The sequence below is a fragment of the Nonomuraea recticatena genome, from assembly GCF_039533245.1.
Lineage (GTDB): Bacteria > Actinomycetota > Actinomycetes > Streptosporangiales > Streptosporangiaceae > Nonomuraea > Nonomuraea roseola.
Genome location: NZ_BAAATE010000030.1, coordinates 12,623 through 28,743, shown reverse-complemented (window position 1 = coordinate 28,743; position 16,121 = coordinate 12,623). Strand labels below are relative to the sequence as shown.

The following is a 16,121-nucleotide window of genomic DNA, read 5'->3' as shown; positions in this document are numbered from 1 at the left end:
CCCTTCGCCTCCGCTGATCGTCCCTGGCCTGCCGCCGCCGTCGGGCCAGCCGCCGCGTGAGCCCGGCGAGCGGGCCAGGGGTCACGGGAGCTCGTCCGCGGCAGGGAGCACCGCCTTCCACGCCTGCTCGATCGAGCGGCGGCATCGGTCTGGATCGTCTCCCGCGCTCACGAACAGCGCGGTCAGCAGCGGGACGCCGTGCGCGAGCGCCTGGCGCGACAGGGGGCCGGTGGCGACGAGCGAGGCGAGCCCGTGGCCGATCGCCCAGCTCTGCGTCGCCAGTTCCACCGGGTCGACGTCATCACGGAAGCGACCGGTCTCCCTGGCCCGTTCGGCGGCGCGGACGAGGCAGTACAACGTTTCGTCCGCGGCCGCCGCGTCCTCGAGCTCGAAGCCCGCGTCGAACATGACGCGGTAGAGGTCGGGGCTCTCCAGGGCGTTGGACAGGTAGGCGGCGCCGAGGGTGGCGAGGTCTCGCACCGGATCAGCGGACATCGCGACCGCCGCGAGCTTGGCCGCCAGGCGGCTGAAGCCCTCCTGCCGCAGCGCCTTCCACAGACCGTCCATGCCGCCGAAGTAGGTGTAGACGGCCATCGTCGAGACGCCGGTGCCGGCCACGAGCGAGCGGAGCGTGACCGGCTCACGGGTGCGAAGCATCTGCGCGGCCCGATCGATCAGCAGGGAGCGGACGACAGGATCCTTCGTTCTGGCCATGGCGCCACAATACATAGCATTGCTATGTTTTGGTGGAGCGCCGCATCCGCGGACCCGGACGAGAAGGAGAAGTCATGGCCGTGACCCTGGTCAATCCCAAGGGACTGCCCCAGCCCGAGGTCTACCGGCAGCTGTCGATCGCCACCGGGTCGAAGCTGGTGTTCCTCGCCGGTCAGGTCGCCCGCGACGCCGACGGCCGCAAGGTCGGCGAAGGAGACCTCGCCGCCCAGGTCGAGCAGGCCTATCTCAACATCGGCACCGCGCTGGCCGAGGTCGGTGGATCCTTCGACGACGTGGCGAAGCTGACCGTCTACGTCGTCGACTGGAGCCCCGAGAAACTGCCCCTGCTGGGCGAGGGCGTGGCCAGGGCGGCCGCGAAACTGGGGGTCGACCCCGTCAAGCCGATCACTCTGTTGGGCGTCGCCGCGCTGGGCGAGCCCGACCTGCTGGTCGAGGTCGAAGCCACCGCGGTCCTCGACTGATCAGCGCAGCTGCGACCTGGCCGTCGGGGCCAGCCTCAGGTGCAGGGGTGGAGCGCTCAACCGTGCCGTCAGCTCGGGCAGCACCTTCTCGTGCCACTCCTGCGAGCGCTCCAGCCGTTCGACATGCGCACGACGCCGATCGGAGTCGGCGAACGAGGCAAACCAGATGAAGAGGTTCTCCCCCTCTCTGACGGGCAGGCGGGGGAAGGTGTTTTCGGCGTGCTCGGTACGCAGGCGGGCCAGTGGCGGCGCCCCCGTCTCAGCCATCAACGGCGCCACACGGTCGTCGAAGAACCGGCTGAAGTCATCATCGGCCTGCTCGTCCACGGCGTAGATCGTCGCCATCACCCGGGAGCCCGGCACGGTCGCGGCGTCCACGGGAGGCCGAGGCGTCTCCGGTTCGGGGAATCCTGAGTCCGGGCCCGCCGGACGCAGCAGGAGCGCGTTCGAGGAGTCCACCATCGTGGCGTTGGCGGCCGGCCCGTGCCTCCTCCACGCCTCTCCCTCGACGTAGAAAGCGGTCAGCGCCTCGCGCCGGGCCCGCATGGTGGGGAAGCCGCGCAGCCACACGAACCGGTCGGGGTCGTCCTCGTCGCGGAACTGCCCGACGACACGCATCCCCAAGGCCTCCTGGCTCTCCACGAACTCCCTGTCGAACAGGTCGATGAGAAGGTCACGCTGCCCTGGACGCAGGGTGTACTGCCTGAGTTCGATGATGTTCACCCCCAGAACGATGCCAACGCGCGGAAGGGGCCGCGAGTGGCAGGAGTGCCACTGTTCGCAAAATTCCTGCCGTACGCTGGGGACGTGAGCGCCGGTTCCGTCGCCCTGGCTCTGGTCGACGACATGCCCCTGTTCGAGGTCGCGATCGCCTGCGAGGTTTTCGGCCCAGAACGGACCGACCTGGCCGACCCGTGGTACGACTTCCGGCTCTGCGCGGAGAAACCGGCGGGCACCAGGAGCGAGTTCGGCTTCCTCCAGCACACGCGCCAGGGCCTCGACGCGCTGGCCGAGGCGCGGACGGTGATCGTGCCCGCGCTGCCGTACGCGTGCGTGCAGTCGGGCCTGCCCGTTCCCCCGGCGCTGGTCGAAGCCCTCACGGCGGCGGCGTCAGCCGGCGCGCGTGTCATCTCCCTGTGCACCGGCGCCTTCGCCCTGGCCGCCGCCGGGCTGCTCGACGGCAGGCGGGCGGCCACGCACTGGCTGTACGCGGGCACGCTGTCCATGCTGCATCCGCAGGTGCGGGTGGACGCGTCGGTGCTGTACGTCGACGACGGCGACGTGATGACCAGCGCGGGCAGAGGCGCGGCGCTGGATCTGTGCCTGCACGTGGTGCGGAAAGACCTCGGCGCCGAGGTCTCCAACCAGGTCGCCCGCCGTATGGTGATGCCCGCGCACCGCACCGGCGGCCAGGCGCAGTACGTCGACCTGTCCATACCTGACACCGACGACGACAGTCTCGGGCCGCTGCTGCAATGGGCGGGCACCCGTCTCGACCAGCCGCTGACCGTCGACGCGCTGGCTCGCAGGGCAGGGATGAGCCCGCGGACGTTCGCGCGCCGTTTCCATTCCGCGGTCGGCACCACGCCGCTGCAGTGGCTGCTCAACCAGCGCCTCATCCGCGCGCGACGCCTGCTCGAGTCGACCGATCTGCCGATCGACCAGGTCGCGGAGCACAGCGGGCTGGGCTCGGCGGCCAACCTGCGCCGGCACTTCAGCCTCCACCTCGGCGTGACGCCCACCGGCTACCGGCACACCTTCCGCCGGGACACGCGGGGGGCGACGCCGGCCTGACCACACGACCAAGGCGGGATCAGGCCGGCGGTCACGGCCCTGACCGTGGGCCAGGACACGCAGGTCGGTCCGGGCCGCCGGTCTACCTGCTGTCGGTGGCCAGGCGGACGGCGAGCGCGGCGAAGATGGTGCCCGACACGCGGTGCATCCATCGCTGGACGGATGGCCGGCCGCGGACGAAGTCGGCCAGCCGTCCTGCCAGGAGGCCCGCGCTCGCGTCGACGCACAGGCCGACGACGATGAACAGCGCTCCGAACAGGAAGAACTGCGCTGTCACGCTTCCCCTGGCCGGGTCGATGAACTGCGGGAAGAAGGCCAGATAGAAGGCGATCACCTTGGGGTTGGCGAGGTTGGTCAGCAGCGCCCTGCCGAAGACGCGGCGAGCCGAGCTCCTGCGCTCGGCCGCCGCGTGAGCCGGATCGAGGCCGTCCGCCCGCGCCGCGGCCCTGAAGGAGCTGACGGCCAGGTAGACGAGATAGCAGGCGCCGACCACCCGCAGCACGTGGAAGGCCGTGGGGAAGGCCTGGAAGAGGGTGCCGAGCCCGAGGGCGGCGGCGACGGTGTGCACGGCGAGCCCCGCGGACATGCCGACGGCCGCGAGGACCCCTGCCCGCGGCCCTGAGGCCAGACCGGTGGCGGTGATGAAGAGCAGGCCCCGGGACCAAAGAGATGATCAATGCTGCGAGACAGAAGGCGGCGACGACGCCCGGGTCGATGAGCATGCCGGAATGCTACGCCGGACAGGTGCTCACGTGTCCGGCGCTAGCAGTGCTGTCCAGCCGGGCGGCGGTTTCCCGCAGGGTCGAGGCGATCGGCTGCCTGCCGGAGCGCGCGAGCCAGCCGCACCCTGGACTGCGTCGTCTTCGGACGGTCCGGCCGTCTCGGCGCGCCGGGCAGCGCCGAGTGGAGGCCGTCCTCGTAGCCCATCGCCGTCTGGTGGGCGAGTACCTGCATGGCGTCCATGGTTCCTCCTTAATCAATTAAGAGCTTAATGGATTAAGAAGGCGAACGCTAGGGTTGGGGTATGGCCGAGCGAGTGACCCTGCAGACGATCGCGGACCGGGTCGGGGTGTCCCGCGCGACCGTCTCCTATGCCTTCTCCCGCCCCGACCAGCTCAGCGAGGAGCTACGCGCACGGATCCTGCGGGTGGCCGGCGAGCTCGGCTACGCGGGCCCCAACCCGACCGCGCGCTCGTTGCGCCTGGGCAGGGCGGGGGCGCTCGGGCTGATCTTCACCGAGACGCTGCCTTACGCCTTCGCCGATCCCTACTCGATCGGGTTCCTGCAGGGCCTGGCCGTGGCCGCGGAGGAGGCCTCGGTCGGTCTGCTGATCCTCCAGCAGCCGCCGGGGGTGCAGCGCCCCGAGATCGTGCGCAACGCCGTGGTGGACGCCTTCTGCGTCTTCTCCCTGCCCGACGGGCACGCCACGCTGGACGCGGTGCTGGCGCGCAGGCTCCCCACCGTGTTCGTCGACGAGCCGTACATCCCAGGGCTGCCCTTCATCGGCATCGACGAGCTGGCCGCCGCGGGCGAGGCCGTACGGCATGTGGTGGATCTGGGGCATCGCAGGCTCGGGCTCGCGCTGGTGGGCCTGCACCAGGACGGCCGGCACGGCTGGGCCGACCTGCGCCGCCAGCGGAGCGCGGAGTACGAGGCGATGCGGACCAGGGTCGAGGGCTACCGGTTGGCGGGCGAGCAGGCGGGGGTGGACTGGGCGAGCGTGCCGGTCTACGAGGTGGCAGGCAACGTCCGGGAGTCCGGTCGTGAGGCGGGACGGGCCCTGCTGGCACGCGACCCCCGGCCGACCGCCATCCTGTGCAACACCGACGTGATGGCGCTCGGCGTGCTCGACGCGGCGGCGGAGGCGGGGTTGAAGGTCCCCGAGGACCTGTCGGTGGTCGGCTTCTCCGACAGCGGCGCCGAGGAGGCCGATCTCACGACGATCAGGCAGCCCAAGCAGCTCATCGGGCAGACGGCGGGCCGCATGCTGCTGTCCGGCCTGCCGCCCGAGCCCGAACGGCTGATCCTGCCGCACGAGCTGATCGTACGCGGGAGCACCGCCCGCGCCCCCCTCCCCTCCTGAACCATCGCCCGCCGAGGTGCTCGGACGGGTGACGCCGACGTCGTCTGGCGGTTTTGAGGCGGTTGTTGGCAGGGATCCCGCTCGCCATCGCACCGGGTGACCTGCCAAGCTGTCTAGTCGCCGTGGCGCGGTGAACGCCGCGCGGTGCGGCGGTGGCGGATCAGCTCATGGGGGCGGGAATGGCGAAGAGGGTGCGCGTAGCGCTGGGTGCGATGGTCGTGGCGGGGATGGCCGCAGGATGCGGCGCCCTCCCCCTGGCTCAGCCCGCGCCCGCCGGCTCCCCGCCGCAGGCCTCGGCGTCGCCCGCGAAGGCCGCGCCGAGCCAGAAGGCCGTGCCGTCCGAGAAGGCCGTCGAGGCCGCCGCCTTCGGGGTGCCCGCCGATCCCTGCCGGGTGCTGACCGCACGGACCCGGTCGAGGCTCGGGATGGCGAAGTCGGTCAAGGACAAGTACGACGTGGCGTGCAAGTGGGCCAACGATCCCGGCGACGCGCCGCCGTTCAGGTTCAGGGATCTGAAGGTCACCTACGACGCCGGTTTCAAGGGCATGACCTCCACCGAGCAGGACGCCAGGAGAAGCTTCGCGAGCAAGAGGCGCAACGACTACCGCCAGCCGAGCGTGTTCGGCGGCGCGCCCTCGGTGAAGGGAACGATCGGGCAGGTGGGGTCGGCGAAGGCGGGCGAGCACTTCGACGAGGGCTACTACGTGTACTACGTCTACCAGGTTGGCGGGGCCAAGCGGGGCGAGGGCAGGGCCGTCCTGCGCAAGGGCAACGTGGTCGTCACGATCAACGCCAGCGGCGCCGACGTGCCGGGGCGCAGGGTCCGCGACGGCAGGCCGCTCGGCAACGATGCCGTCCAGGCGATGATCGACGCGGTGGCGGGCCAGGTCATCGCGGCCGTACGGTGACGCAGGCAGGGCACGGCGAACTCCGGCGTCGGTGATGAGGGGCCGCGCGTCCGGCTGCTCCGCCTTCGCCGCGCGCAGCGCGCGGGGGCTCGGCCGCCCCCGCCGCGGTAGCAACACATCGCACCGCACTATGCTCAGTCAGGTGACTGACTCGACAGGATCCCGGGTGAGGACCGCGACCGCCAAGCGGCAGCGGCTGATGGAAGCCGCCGCCAGGGTCGTCCACCAGCAGGGCGCCGAGCGCACCACCATCGCCGACATCGCCCGTGCGGCCGACGTCCCCGTGGGCAATGTCTACTACTACTACAAGACCAAGGACGAGCTCGTGGCGGCCGCCCTGGGCGAGCACGCCCGGCAGCTGGGGATGCTCACGGGCGGCCTGGACCTCCTCGCCGACCCGAGGGAGCGGCTCAAGGGCCTGGTGAAGGCGTGGGTCAGCCAGCGTGACGTCGCGGCCCGCTACGGCTGCCCGACGGGAACGCTGGCCGTCGAGCTGGACAAGCGCGCCGAGGGCGGTCTCGACGCCGAGGCCGGCAGGGTCATCCGGCTGCTGCTGGACTGGACCGAGCGCCAGTTCCGCGAGCTCGGGCTGCCCGACCCCGACGGGCTCGCCCTGACGCTGGTGGGCGCGTACCAGGGCATGTCGCTGCTGGCCAACGCGCTGCGCGACCCCGCCGTCATGACGCGGCAGGGCGACCGGCTGATCGGCTGGCTGGACTCCCTGCCCGAGGGCGATCGGACACCGGCCGCCGGCTGACCCGGTCGAACCGGCACGGCGCGCCGTCGGCCCCAGTGCGAGGTCCGATTGCCGCCGTCATCGTGGCGCCGGCGGCGGAAGGATGGGCCGACGTGTTCACCCATCCCCACGGTCATCGCCAAGAGCGTCAAGAGCGCCGAAGGCACGCGGCATCGCCCGCGGGCTCCGGCGCGATCAGGCGGGAGTCCGCCTCATGACGACCAGCATCGGCACGCCGCCGTCCGGCGGTCCTCCCCCAGACCCGAACCCGCCGTCGGTGCGCCGCGACTTCGGCCTGCTCTGGGCCGGCCAGTCGCTCTCGCTCTTCGGTGACCAGTTCATGACCCTCGCGCTGCCCCTCGTGGCCGTGACCCTGCTCGGCTCCTCCCCCGCGCAGGCGGCGCTGCTGCCGTTCGCGCTGTTCGTGCCGTTCCTGCCGCTGGGCCTGCCGGCCGGCGCCATCGTCGACAGGCTGCCCCGCAGGACCGTCATGCTGGTGTGCGACAGCGTGCAGGCGGTCGCGTTCGCCGCGATCTGCGTGCTGGCGGCCACCGGCGCGCTGACCTTCCCCCTGCTGTTCGGGCTGATCCTGATCAGCGGGTGCGCGGTGGTGTTCTTCCAGGTCGCCTACACCTCCTACCTGCCCAGCCTGTACGGCGACGCCCACGAGCTGCACCGCGGCAACACCCGTCTCGCGCTGTCGGAGTCGACCTCCAAGGCGCTGGGCCCCATGGCGGCCGGGCCGCTCATCGGCGCGCTCGGCCTGGTCGGCGCGCTCGCGGCCAACGCGCTCAGCTTCGCCGCCTCCTTCGTCTCGCTGGCCCTGATCCGGCACAGGGAGCCGAGGAGGGCCGCCGCCGTCAGGCAGCCAGGCTGGCTGCGCCGCGACATCGCCGTCGGCCTGCGCTTCGCCCTCCGCCACCCCATCCTGCAGCCCATCCTGGCGTGCGGCACCGTCTACGTGCTGTTCCTGTCCATGGTGGAGACGAGCCTGGTGCTCTACTGCCGCGACGTCCTCGGCCTGTCGCCCGGCTGGATCGGCGTCGTGATCGGCGCGGCGGCGGCCGGCTACCCGGTCGGCAACCTGCTGTCGGCCCGCCTGATCCGCCGCCTCGGCGCGCCCAGGACGCTCACGGCCGCCGCCACGGTCTCCGTGCTCGGCATCGTGAGCATGCCCGCGCTCGGCGCGCTCGGTGGCATCGCGGGCACGATCGGCCTGGTGGCCGGCAGCGTCGTGCACTGCGTCGGCGAGGGCGCCTTCAGCCCGACCTCGATCACCCTGCGCCAGACGGAGACCCCCGCGGAGCTGCTGGGCAGGGTCGGCTCGGTGCAGAGGTTCCTGCTCTGGGGCGCGATCGCGCTGGGCAGCCTCGCGGCGGCCGGCATGACGGCTCTGGCGGGCCTGTCCGCCTCGGTGTGGGTCGGCGCCCTCGGCACCGTCCTGTGCCTGCCCGCCCTGCTCAGACGGGGCATCCGAGCAGCGGTGCTCGCCTGAAGGCCCCGGCTGCTCGACCGGCTCGGTCGTCGCTCAGGCCCCCGGCACAATCTCGGCCGGATTCTTCACCGTGTGGCCGAGGCCTACGACGCCGCGCTGGGAGGCCGCGTGCGGCTCAGGCGGCGCCGTACATCTCGGCGATCTCGGAGGAGGCGCGCAGCAGCTCCGCGCGGGCCTCGGGAGGGCCGGTCACCTCCACGGAGGCGCCGAACTGCAGCAGGTGACGAACGGCTTCGAGGACGGGATAGGTGAGGTGGACGCTCATCCACTCGGGCTCGTCCTCCAGTGGCTCGGGCGGCCCTGCGAAGTAGGCGCCGGCGATCCGCGTCACCATGTCGAGCCGCTCCCTGCGCACGCGCACGGCGATCCTGACGCCCTCGCTCCGGTCCTCCACCTCGCGGCGCAGCTCCTTCCACACCTGCTCCAGCTCCACGCCCTGGCGGCGGCGCGCCTCGGCCGGCGTGACGCTGACGCCTGACAGCCGGTCGGTGCGGAACAGGCGCGGCCTGCCCCTGTGGTCGGCCACCAGGTACCAGGTGCCGGCCTTGGCGACCAGCCCGTACGGGTCGACGGTGTAGGTGCGCAGCGTGGTCTGGTCGCTGTGGCGGTAGCGGATGCGCAGCCGCCTGTCGGTGAAGACGGCGGCGCGAAGGGTCTCCAGGTCGGCCTCGGGGCGAGGTCCCGCCAGCCAGCGGTCGGGATCGACCAGGATGCGGCGGCTGGTCAGCTCCGCCGCGGGCCGGTGCGGGGCGGGCAGAGCGGCCATCACCTTGCGCAGCGCCGTTCCGTGCGCGTGGTCCAGCCCGAGCGCCGAGTGCGCGCCCTGCGACGCCAGGACGAACAGCGCGCGCGCCTCGTCGGTGGTGAGTCCGGTGACGTCGGTGCGGAAACCGGCCAGAAGCCCGATGCCGCCGTGCTTGCCGCGTTCGGCGTAGACGGGGACGCCCGCCGCCGACAGCGCCTCGACGTCGCGGTAGATGGTGCGCGGCGACACCTCCAGGCGCTCGGCCAGCTCCCTGGCCTGGATCAGGTCACGGTGCTGGAGCAGCAGCATGATCGAGAGCAGCCGGTCGAATTTCACCGCCTCAGAATATGACGGCGGATGTCAGGTTATGCCGACAAGCTCGCTCCGTTCGAGTCGGATGAACGGGAGAGAGACGTGGAGCGCAACGCCGTGAAGGATCTGGCAGCCCGAGTCGAAGGGCCGGTCCTGCTACCCGGCCAGGAGGGGTTCGACGAGGAACGGACCGGCTTCAACCTGGCCGTACGGCACCGGCCCGACGTGATCGTCGGAGCCGCGCGGGCGGAGGACGTGGCGGCGGCGGTGCGGTTCGCGGCGGCCCGCGCGCTGCCTGTGGCCGTGCAGAACACCGGGCACGGCTTCTCGGCGACCACCGAGGGCGGGTTGCTGATCTCCACGCGGCGCATGAAGGAGGTCAGCGTGGATCCGCTGGCCCGCACGGCTCGGGTCCAGGCCGGGGCCCGCTTCGAGCAGGTGATCGAGCGGGCCGCGCCGCATGGCCTGGCCCCGCTGAACGGCTCGGCGCCTCATGTGGGCGTCGTCTCCTTCACCCTGGGCGGCGGGCTGCCCCTGCTGGGGCGCAGCCACGGGTGGGCCGCCGACCGGGTGCGCGCCATGGACGTGGTCAGCGCCGACGGAGTCCTGCGCCACGTCACCCCGGACGGCGAGCCCGATCTGTACTGGGCGTTGCTCGGCGGGCGGGACAACTTCGGCATCGTGACCGGCATGGAGTTCGGCCTGGTCGCTGTGTCCGGGCTGTACGGCGGCGGCCTCTTCTTCGACGCCGAGCAAACCCCAGGACTCCTGGAGGCCTACCGGCGGTGGACCGCCACCGTCCCGGTCGAGATGAACTCCTCGGTGGCGCTGATCCCGTTCCCCGACGACCCGCAGGTGCCCGCGCCGATGCGCGGCCGCCACGTCTACCACGTGCGGATCGCCTTCACCGGCGACCCGGAGGAGGGCGAGCGGCTGGTCGGGCCGCTGCGCGCGATCGGTCAGCCGCTGATGGAGGCGCTGCGCGAGATGCCCTACCACGAGAGCGCCTCCATCCACGACGACCCGCCCTTCCCCATCCCGTGGGCCGCCGACAACGCCCTGCTGACCACGTTGGACGGCAAGGCGGTCGAGGTCGTCCTGCGCCACGTCGGGCCGGCGGCGCCCCTGCCTGCCATCATGGAACTACGCCACCTGGGCGGCGCGCTGGCCGAACCTCCCGTCCACGCCAACGCCGTCGGGCACAGGAACGCGCAGTTCATGCTCGCGGTGCTCAACCCGTTGACGGGCGCCGGCGCCCAGGAGGCCCACGCGTTCCTCGACCGCCTGTTCCAGGATCTCGCCCCCTGGACGGCAGGACGGTTCCTGAACTTCATGGGCCACGGCGACCACGCCGCCCCTGAGCGGGTCCGCACCGCCTACCGCGCCCCGGACCACGAACGGCTGACCGCGCTCAAGGCCGTCCACGACCCGCACAACACCTTCCGCGCCAACTACAACCTCCCGCCCGCGCGCTGAGTGGGGGCTTGAGCGGCAACCGGCCTTCACCGTTCCGATGCGGCTGGAGGTGTGGTGACCTGCAAGCGATGACCGTCAGCGGATGTGGTTCGCACAGCGATCTGTTTGGCGGGGTCCTGGTCGGCCGGGTCGGCTTGCGGGCGCGCGCTGCGCAGGGCGGTCTCGACGCGGCGATTGCTGGTCATGGTCGCGGTGACGGCGGTCATGGCGAGGAGGAGGCCGGCGGCGGCGTAGAGCGGGGTGCGCAGGTCGTAGGTGGTGGCCAGCCAGCCGCCGAGGAAGGCGCCGAGCGGGGCGGCGCACATGGCGAGCATGCGGGAGGTGGAGGCGACGCGGCCCATCAGGTGGGCAGGGACGACGGCCTGCCGGAGGGAGGGGCCGAGCACCATCGTGGCGCCCATGCCCGCCCCGCAGACGGCCAGCGCGAGCCCGGCCACGTACGGGTTCGGGGCGGAGGCGAGCCCCAGGATGGCGAGGCCCTCGATTGTGGCGGTGCAGGTCAGCGCGGTGCCGGTGCCCAGGCGCCGGCCGAGGAAGGAGGCGATGCCCGCGCCGAGCAGGCCGCCGGCGGCCTCGGCGGTGAGGAGCAGGCCGAAGCCGAAGGCGCCGATGCCGAGGCGTTCGTGTGCGAAGAGGGCGAGTACGGTCTCCACGGCGAGGAAGGCGACGTTCCCGACCGCCGGACGGAGCGCGAGCCCGAGCAGCAGCCGGTCCCGGAAGACGTAGGAGGCCCCGGACCGCGCCTGCCGGAGCAGCGACTCGCTGGCGCTCGCGGCCGGGCGCGGCACGGCGGGCAGCGATCGGACGAGCAGTGCGGACAGCGCGAACGACACCGCGTCGGCGAGCAGCGGAACCGAACGTCCGAGCGCGAGCAGCGCACTGCCCGCGGGTGGCCCGGCGAAGCCGGACGCTGCGGTCTGGGCGCCGCGCAGGCGAGCGTTGGCGCGTTGCAGCTGGGCGGGGTCGCGGCCGAGCAGATCCGGCAGGTACGCCGTGGCGGCGGTGTCGAAGAACAGCCCGCCGAGGGCGAGCAGGAACGCGACGGCCGCCAGCAGCGGGACGCTCAGCACGTCGAGCGCCGCCGCCGCAGCGGGTATGGCGAGCAGCGCCGCACGCGCCGTGTCCGTGACCCACATCGTGCGGCGGCGGTCCCAGCGGTCCACCAGCGCACCGCCGAGCACTCCGAACAGCAGCCAGGGCAGTGTCCCTGCGGCCGTGACGACGGCCAGCGCCATCGGATCCCGCGTCAACGTCAATGCCAGCAGCGGCAGCGCGGCGTGCGTCACCCCGTCACCGAGCGAGGACACCGTCTGCGCGGTCCACAGCCGCCCGAACCCGGTGGGCAGCTTCGCCACCTCATTTGTCAGATTCGGGGTCACTGGGCGTCCCCCTCGACCTGCTGGCGCGGAGCCGGCCGGAACAGCGCGAAGACCAGCGACACGTCCGGAAGCGATGGATCAGACAGCGTCCGGTACTCATCCGCCAGTGCCTGCAGCCGCGCCCCCAGCTCCGTGAACTGCTCCTCGGTGAGTCGCAGATGTGCCATCCGTACGTGCCGCTCACCATCCACCGGCGACGCCTCCAGGTCCGCCACCGCATTCCGCAGCAGCACGTCCGGCTGCCCCGGCCCTGGATCCGGCAGCTCGATCGACCGCGCGGCCATCGCGTAGTACCGCTCGGTGACCCCTCTCACCTTCCGCGTCCGCACCACCTTCACCAGGCCGGCCCGCTCCAGTAGCCGCACGTGATAGCTGGAACTCCCCTTCGCAAGGCCCACCCGCTGGGCGATCTGCGTGATCGTCGCCGGCTCGAAGCGGAGCATGGCCATGATGCGGTGACGCGTGAGATTGGAGACGGCGCGTAACTGCTCGTCAGTGGTGACGTGAAACGTCTCGGGGAGATCATCGGTAGGCATGCGGACAATGGTCAACGATCCTTGACCATTGTGCAACGGGATTTAGGCCTAGCACTATGGCGCCGTCCTCACCCGCATCGGAACGGCCAGTGGCGTTAGTGCGAGCCCCGACGGCTCCTTAACGCCACTGGCCGTTCGGTTGCCGCTCAAGCCCCGAGTGCTGACCGGTCTTTGGAGCCCCACTTCCCCCGCACGTCCTCCATATGGCCAGGGGCTGGAGCAGGGCCTGGCCGCTCCTAGTCGTGCTGCTCCCGCCGGAGAGTCCGAGCTGTTCGGCGACGGCCTCCATGTTGTCGTAGACGCGATCGGGCAGTGACCGGATCGCCGCGAGCACTCCGTCGGGCGCCGACTGGGAGCGCGCGCGTTCCAGCAGGGTGTCGCGGTCGGCGGGGAAGGCGTGCGTTCCGCTGATCCACCGGGACAGCTCGCTGCGACCGTCCACCTGCCGCGAGCTCATCCCCTCGGGCGAACCGGGCTCGTGCTGAGGGTCGGCGTGGTTCGGCTCCATGTCGTCCTTTCCATTCCTTCGTCCGAGCCCTCGGCCATACCCCCCTCGGAGTGCGCAAACACGCCAAGGTGGGTCCGCTGTCCGTCCTTGGGGCCGTTGTCAGCCCGCTTGACGACGGCACGTTGCTCGCCCGATCCGTCCGGGGTGACGGCGAGCGGCGCCCGGCCCTTGCTTGGGAGTCAGGACGGGCGGGGGGATAGGGGCCACCGCATTCGCTATGTATGATCGCAGGCGAAGTGGAGGGGAGTACTCCTTCGCGGCCGCGTCGTCATCACGGACCCGCCTCGGGGCCCGGTGCGGTCGGTCCGCGACGCCGCGGGCGGAGAAGACCTCCGACGGACGTGTCAACGCCAAGTCGGAGGAGCACTCATGCCCCCACCTATGTCCGTGCCCGCCTGGCTGTGGGCGGCCACCCTCGCCGCCCTGCTCGGACTCATCCTCCTCGATCTGATCATCGTCAACAGAAGACCCCACAAGGTCACGATCGCCGAGTCGGCGCGGTGGATCGCCCTGTACATCGGCTGTGCCCTCGCTTTCGGCGCAGGCGTGTGGATCTTCGCAGGCGATGAACAGGCGGCCTCCTACCTCACCGGATACATCACCGAGTACACGCTGAGCGTCGACAACCTGTTCATCTTCATGCTCATCATGGCGAACTTCGCCGTGCCCGCGATCCACCAGCACCGCGTGCTGCTCATCGGGATCGTGATGGCGCTGGTCATGCGCGGGATCTTCATCGGCGTGGGCGCGCAGGCCGTCCAGCGCTTCAGCTGGGTGTTCTGGCTCTTCGGCGGCATCCTCATCTACACCGCGTGGAAGTTCGCCTTCAACAGCAAGGAAGACGAGGAGTACGACCCCAACGGCGGCGTCGTACGGCTGGTGCGCAGGCTGTTCCCGGTCACCGACGACTACCACGGCTCACGGCTGACCATCAAACAGGACGGCCGCCGCCTGCTGACCCCGATGTTCATCGTCATCATCGCCATCGGCGGCGCGGATCTGGTCTTCGCGGTCGACTCGATCCCCGCGATCTTCGGCATCACCCAGGACGCCTACCTGGTCTTCGCGGCCAACGCGTTCGCGCTGATGGGCCTGAGGCAGCTGTACTTCCTGCTCGGCGGGCTGGTGGAGAAACTCGTCTACCTCACCTACGGCCTGGCGGTCATCCTCGGCTTCATCGGCGTGAAGCTCGTCCTGCACGCCCTGCACGAGAACGAGCTGCCGTTCATCAACGGCGGCGAGCACGTCACCTGGGCCCCTGAGATCAACAACTGGATCTCGCTGGCCGTCATCGTCACCGTGCTGGCCGTCACGACGGTGGCCAGCCTGCTCAGGTCCAGGCGCGACACCCGCCAGGCCGTCGAGCCGTCCGTGTCCGAGCCTGCCGACCAGGCGCGCAACTGACCAGGAGGCAGGCTCGCCGACCGGCGGCGAGCCTGCCTCGGACATACGACAGGCACGTCGTGGTCGTCTGGCTTGGCTACCCCGGACTTCTCGACAACCGCTTCGAGCCCCGTACGGGAGATGCGGGTTTAGACGGCTCCCTGTGTGCCATATGCACCTGAAGCAGCACTCGCAGCGGAGGGACACCCTGTGACCGTCACGCACTCGCGCTCCACCGGCCCGCACGTCGTCGTGGTCGGGGCCGGCTTCGCCGGTCTCGCCGCCACCCGGCAACTCGCTCGCGCGGGGGCCAGGGTCACCCTGATCGACCGTAACCCCTACACCACCTTCCAGCCCCTGCTCTACCAGGTGGCGACGGCGGGGCTTGGTCCCGGTGACGTGTCGTTCCCCATGCGCGCCTTCGCCGCCAGATACCGGACGGTACGCACCCGGCGAGCCGTGGTGACCGGGATACGGGCCGGCGAGCGGCGGGTGGAGCTGGACGACGGCACCGGCGTCGACTACGACTACCTGGTGCTGACCAGCGGCGTCACGACGAACTGGCTGAACATCGAGGGGGCGGAGCAGAACGCGCTGCCCATCTACTCGGTCCACGACGCGGTGACGCTGCGCAAGCTGCTGCAGCGCCGTCTTGAGGAGGCGGCGACCGGCGAGCGCGACAGCGTCCACGTCGTGGTGGTCGGCGGCGGAGCCACCGGCGTGGAGATGGCGGGCACGCTGGCCGAGCTGCGCCGCCGTACGATCCCGCTCACCTTTCCTGAGCTGTCGCCCAAGCAGACGAGCGTCACCCTGGTCGAGCGGTTCGACCACGTGCTCTCGCCGTACAAGCCGAGGCTGCGCGACCAGGCCGCGCGCGCTCTGCGCAAGCGCGGGGTGCACCTGCGGCTCGGCGCCACGGTGGCCGAAGTGCGGCCCGACGCGGTCGTGCTGGCCGACGGCACCCGCCTGCCCAGCGACGTCACCGTCTGGGCGCTGGGAGTCACCGCTCCAAGCTCGGTCGCCCAATGGGGCCTGCCGCAGGGCCGAGGGGGCAGGATCTCGGTCACGCAGGCGCTCAACCTCGAGGACCATCCCGAGATCTTCGTCGCCGGTGACCTCGCGGGCCCGCCGGACGCGCCACCGCAGCTCGCTCAGCCCGCCCTCCAGATGGGCGCGCACGTGGGCCGTCAGATCGTCGCGGCGGCGCTGGGCCGCCGGGTCGAGCCCTTCAAGTACCGCGACCCCGGCATCATGGCGACGGTCGGCCGCGGCGAGGCCGTGCTGCAGTTGCAGAACGGCTGGACCTTCCACGGCCTGGGGGCCTGGCTGGCCTGGATCGGCCTGCACGTGGCCTATCTCCTGGGCGGGCGCAACCGGCTCGCGGTGCTGACCAGCTTCCTGTGGCGATACATCGGTCCCCGCCGCAGCGCCGCGTCCGTCATCGAGTGAGCCCACACGCCAGGACGACGACCTCGAGTCTGCGGTCGGTCCCCGTGCCCCGCCGTCCCGGCCCCTGGACGAGCACGGGCAGGCCACGGCCGTGTGAGCGGTGGGTCTCAGCGGTGCGAGG

The 16,121-nt window shown here is 71.5% G+C and carries 17 protein-coding genes; 9 read left to right on the top strand and 8 right to left on the bottom strand.

What is annotated here, in order from left to right; all coding sequences use genetic code 11:
- Window positions 1-81 precede the first annotated feature (81 nt).
- Window positions 82-714 (bottom strand): TetR/AcrR family transcriptional regulator, encoded by a 633-nt coding sequence (locus ABFX50_RS38700; protein ID WP_346153719.1) that lies wholly within the window; start codon window positions 712-714, stop codon window positions 82-84.
- A gap of 74 nt (window positions 715-788) precedes the next feature.
- Between ABFX50_RS38700 and ABFX50_RS38695 the strand changes: the two genes are divergently transcribed.
- A complete protein-coding gene (locus ABFX50_RS38695; protein ID WP_346153717.1) occupies window positions 789-1,196 on the top strand; it encodes a RidA family protein in 408 nt (135 codons plus the stop codon).
- On the opposite strand, the gene ABFX50_RS38690 is transcribed toward ABFX50_RS38695, so the two are convergent.
- Complete coding sequence (locus tag ABFX50_RS38690; RefSeq protein WP_346153715.1) at window positions 1,197-1,919, bottom strand: NIPSNAP family protein; 723 nt, start codon at window positions 1,917-1,919, stop codon at window positions 1,197-1,199.
- Window positions 1,920-2,042: 123 nt separating this feature from the next.
- On the opposite strand from ABFX50_RS38690, the gene ABFX50_RS38685 reads away from it, so the two are divergent.
- On the top strand, window positions 2,043-2,990 hold the full coding sequence (locus ABFX50_RS38685; RefSeq protein ID WP_428834721.1) for a helix-turn-helix domain-containing protein: 948 nt from the start codon (window positions 2,043-2,045) through the stop codon (window positions 2,988-2,990).
- A gap of 82 nt (window positions 2,991-3,072) precedes the next feature.
- On the opposite strand, the gene ABFX50_RS38680 is transcribed toward ABFX50_RS38685, so the two are convergent.
- Complete coding sequence (locus tag ABFX50_RS38680; protein ID WP_346153876.1) at window positions 3,073-3,618, bottom strand: LysE family translocator; 546 nt, start codon at window positions 3,616-3,618, stop codon at window positions 3,073-3,075.
- Between the two features lie 134 nt (window positions 3,619-3,752).
- Window positions 3,753-3,953 carry a hypothetical protein gene (locus tag ABFX50_RS38675; protein WP_183644775.1) on the bottom strand — a complete coding sequence of 67 codons (201 nt, stop codon included), beginning with the start codon at window positions 3,951-3,953 and terminating at the stop codon, window positions 3,753-3,755.
- A 61-nt stretch (window positions 3,954-4,014) separates the two neighbouring features.
- On the opposite strand from ABFX50_RS38675, the gene ABFX50_RS38670 reads away from it, so the two are divergent.
- From ABFX50_RS38670 to ABFX50_RS38655, 4 genes are all read left to right on the top strand, one after another.
- Entirely contained in the window at window positions 4,015-5,073 is a 1,059-nt protein-coding gene (locus ABFX50_RS38670; RefSeq protein WP_346153712.1) for a LacI family DNA-binding transcriptional regulator, read from the top strand.
- Between the two features lie 191 nt (window positions 5,074-5,264).
- The gene (locus ABFX50_RS38665) at window positions 5,265-5,981 is read left to right on the top strand and encodes a hypothetical protein (RefSeq protein ID WP_346153710.1); all 717 of its coding nucleotides are present in this window, start codon (window positions 5,265-5,267) and stop codon (window positions 5,979-5,981) included.
- A gap of 166 nt (window positions 5,982-6,147) precedes the next feature.
- Window positions 6,148-6,738, top strand: a complete 591-nt coding sequence (locus tag ABFX50_RS38660) for a TetR/AcrR family transcriptional regulator (RefSeq protein WP_346153708.1) — start codon at window positions 6,148-6,150, stop codon at window positions 6,736-6,738.
- A gap of 193 nt (window positions 6,739-6,931) precedes the next feature.
- Window positions 6,932-8,212 (top strand): MFS transporter, encoded by a 1,281-nt coding sequence (locus ABFX50_RS38655; protein WP_346153706.1) that lies wholly within the window; start codon window positions 6,932-6,934, stop codon window positions 8,210-8,212.
- A gap of 115 nt (window positions 8,213-8,327) precedes the next feature.
- On the opposite strand, the gene ABFX50_RS38650 is transcribed toward ABFX50_RS38655, so the two are convergent.
- Complete coding sequence (locus tag ABFX50_RS38650) at window positions 8,328-9,293, bottom strand: helix-turn-helix transcriptional regulator (RefSeq protein WP_346153704.1); 966 nt, start codon at window positions 9,291-9,293, stop codon at window positions 8,328-8,330.
- Between the two features lie 78 nt (window positions 9,294-9,371).
- Here ABFX50_RS38650 and ABFX50_RS38645 point away from each other — a divergent pair, with 78 nt between their 5' ends.
- Window positions 9,372-10,745, top strand: a complete 1,374-nt coding sequence (locus ABFX50_RS38645) for an FAD-binding oxidoreductase (RefSeq protein WP_346153702.1) — start codon at window positions 9,372-9,374, stop codon at window positions 10,743-10,745.
- A 26-nt stretch (window positions 10,746-10,771) separates the two neighbouring features.
- Here ABFX50_RS38645 and ABFX50_RS38640 read toward each other — a convergent pair whose 3' ends face one another.
- From ABFX50_RS38640 to ABFX50_RS38630, 3 genes are all read right to left on the bottom strand, one after another.
- The gene (locus ABFX50_RS38640) at window positions 10,772-12,100 is read right to left on the bottom strand and encodes an MFS transporter (RefSeq protein ID WP_346153700.1); all 1,329 of its coding nucleotides are present in this window, start codon (window positions 12,098-12,100) and stop codon (window positions 10,772-10,774) included.
- Window positions 12,101-12,120: 20 nt separating this feature from the next.
- The gene (locus ABFX50_RS38635) at window positions 12,121-12,660 is read right to left on the bottom strand and encodes an ArsR/SmtB family transcription factor (protein ID WP_346153698.1); all 540 of its coding nucleotides are present in this window, start codon (window positions 12,658-12,660) and stop codon (window positions 12,121-12,123) included.
- Window positions 12,661-12,778: 118 nt separating this feature from the next.
- Window positions 12,779-13,168, bottom strand: a complete 390-nt coding sequence (locus tag ABFX50_RS38630) for a DUF2795 domain-containing protein (RefSeq protein WP_346153696.1) — start codon at window positions 13,166-13,168, stop codon at window positions 12,779-12,781.
- Between the two features lie 369 nt (window positions 13,169-13,537).
- Here ABFX50_RS38630 and ABFX50_RS38625 point away from each other — a divergent pair, with 369 nt between their 5' ends.
- Together ABFX50_RS38625 and ABFX50_RS38620 are read left to right on the top strand one after the other, a co-directional pair.
- A complete protein-coding gene (locus tag ABFX50_RS38625) occupies window positions 13,538-14,572 on the top strand; it encodes a TerC family protein (RefSeq protein ID WP_346153694.1) in 1,035 nt (344 codons plus the stop codon).
- Between the two features lie 189 nt (window positions 14,573-14,761).
- Complete coding sequence (locus tag ABFX50_RS38620) at window positions 14,762-16,000, top strand: NAD(P)/FAD-dependent oxidoreductase (RefSeq protein WP_346153692.1); 1,239 nt, start codon at window positions 14,762-14,764, stop codon at window positions 15,998-16,000.
- Window positions 16,001-16,121: the final 121 nt, after the last annotated feature.

Coding starts and splice junctions, on each gene's coding strand:
- ABFX50_RS38700 (WP_346153719.1), bottom strand. CDS start 714: ATGGCCAGAACGAAGGATCCTGTCGTCCGCTCCCTGCTGATCGATCGG.
- ABFX50_RS38695 (WP_346153717.1), top strand. CDS start 789: ATGGCCGTGACCCTGGTCAATCCCAAGGGACTGCCCCAGCCCGAGGTC.
- ABFX50_RS38685 (WP_428834721.1), top strand. CDS start 2,043: ATGCCCCTGTTCGAGGTCGCGATCGCCTGCGAGGTTTTCGGCCCAGAA.
- ABFX50_RS38675 (WP_183644775.1), bottom strand. CDS start 3,953: ATGGACGCCATGCAGGTACTCGCCCACCAGACGGCGATGGGCTACGAG.
- ABFX50_RS38670 (WP_346153712.1), top strand. CDS start 4,015: ATGGCCGAGCGAGTGACCCTGCAGACGATCGCGGACCGGGTCGGGGTG.
- ABFX50_RS38655 (WP_346153706.1), top strand. CDS start 6,932: ATGACGACCAGCATCGGCACGCCGCCGTCCGGCGGTCCTCCCCCAGAC.
- ABFX50_RS38635 (WP_346153698.1), bottom strand. CDS start 12,660: ATGCCTACCGATGATCTCCCCGAGACGTTTCACGTCACCACTGACGAG.
- ABFX50_RS38630 (WP_346153696.1), bottom strand. CDS start 13,168: ATGGAGCCGAACCACGCCGACCCTCAGCACGAGCCCGGTTCGCCCGAG.
- ABFX50_RS38625 (WP_346153694.1), top strand. CDS start 13,538: ATGCCCCCACCTATGTCCGTGCCCGCCTGGCTGTGGGCGGCCACCCTC.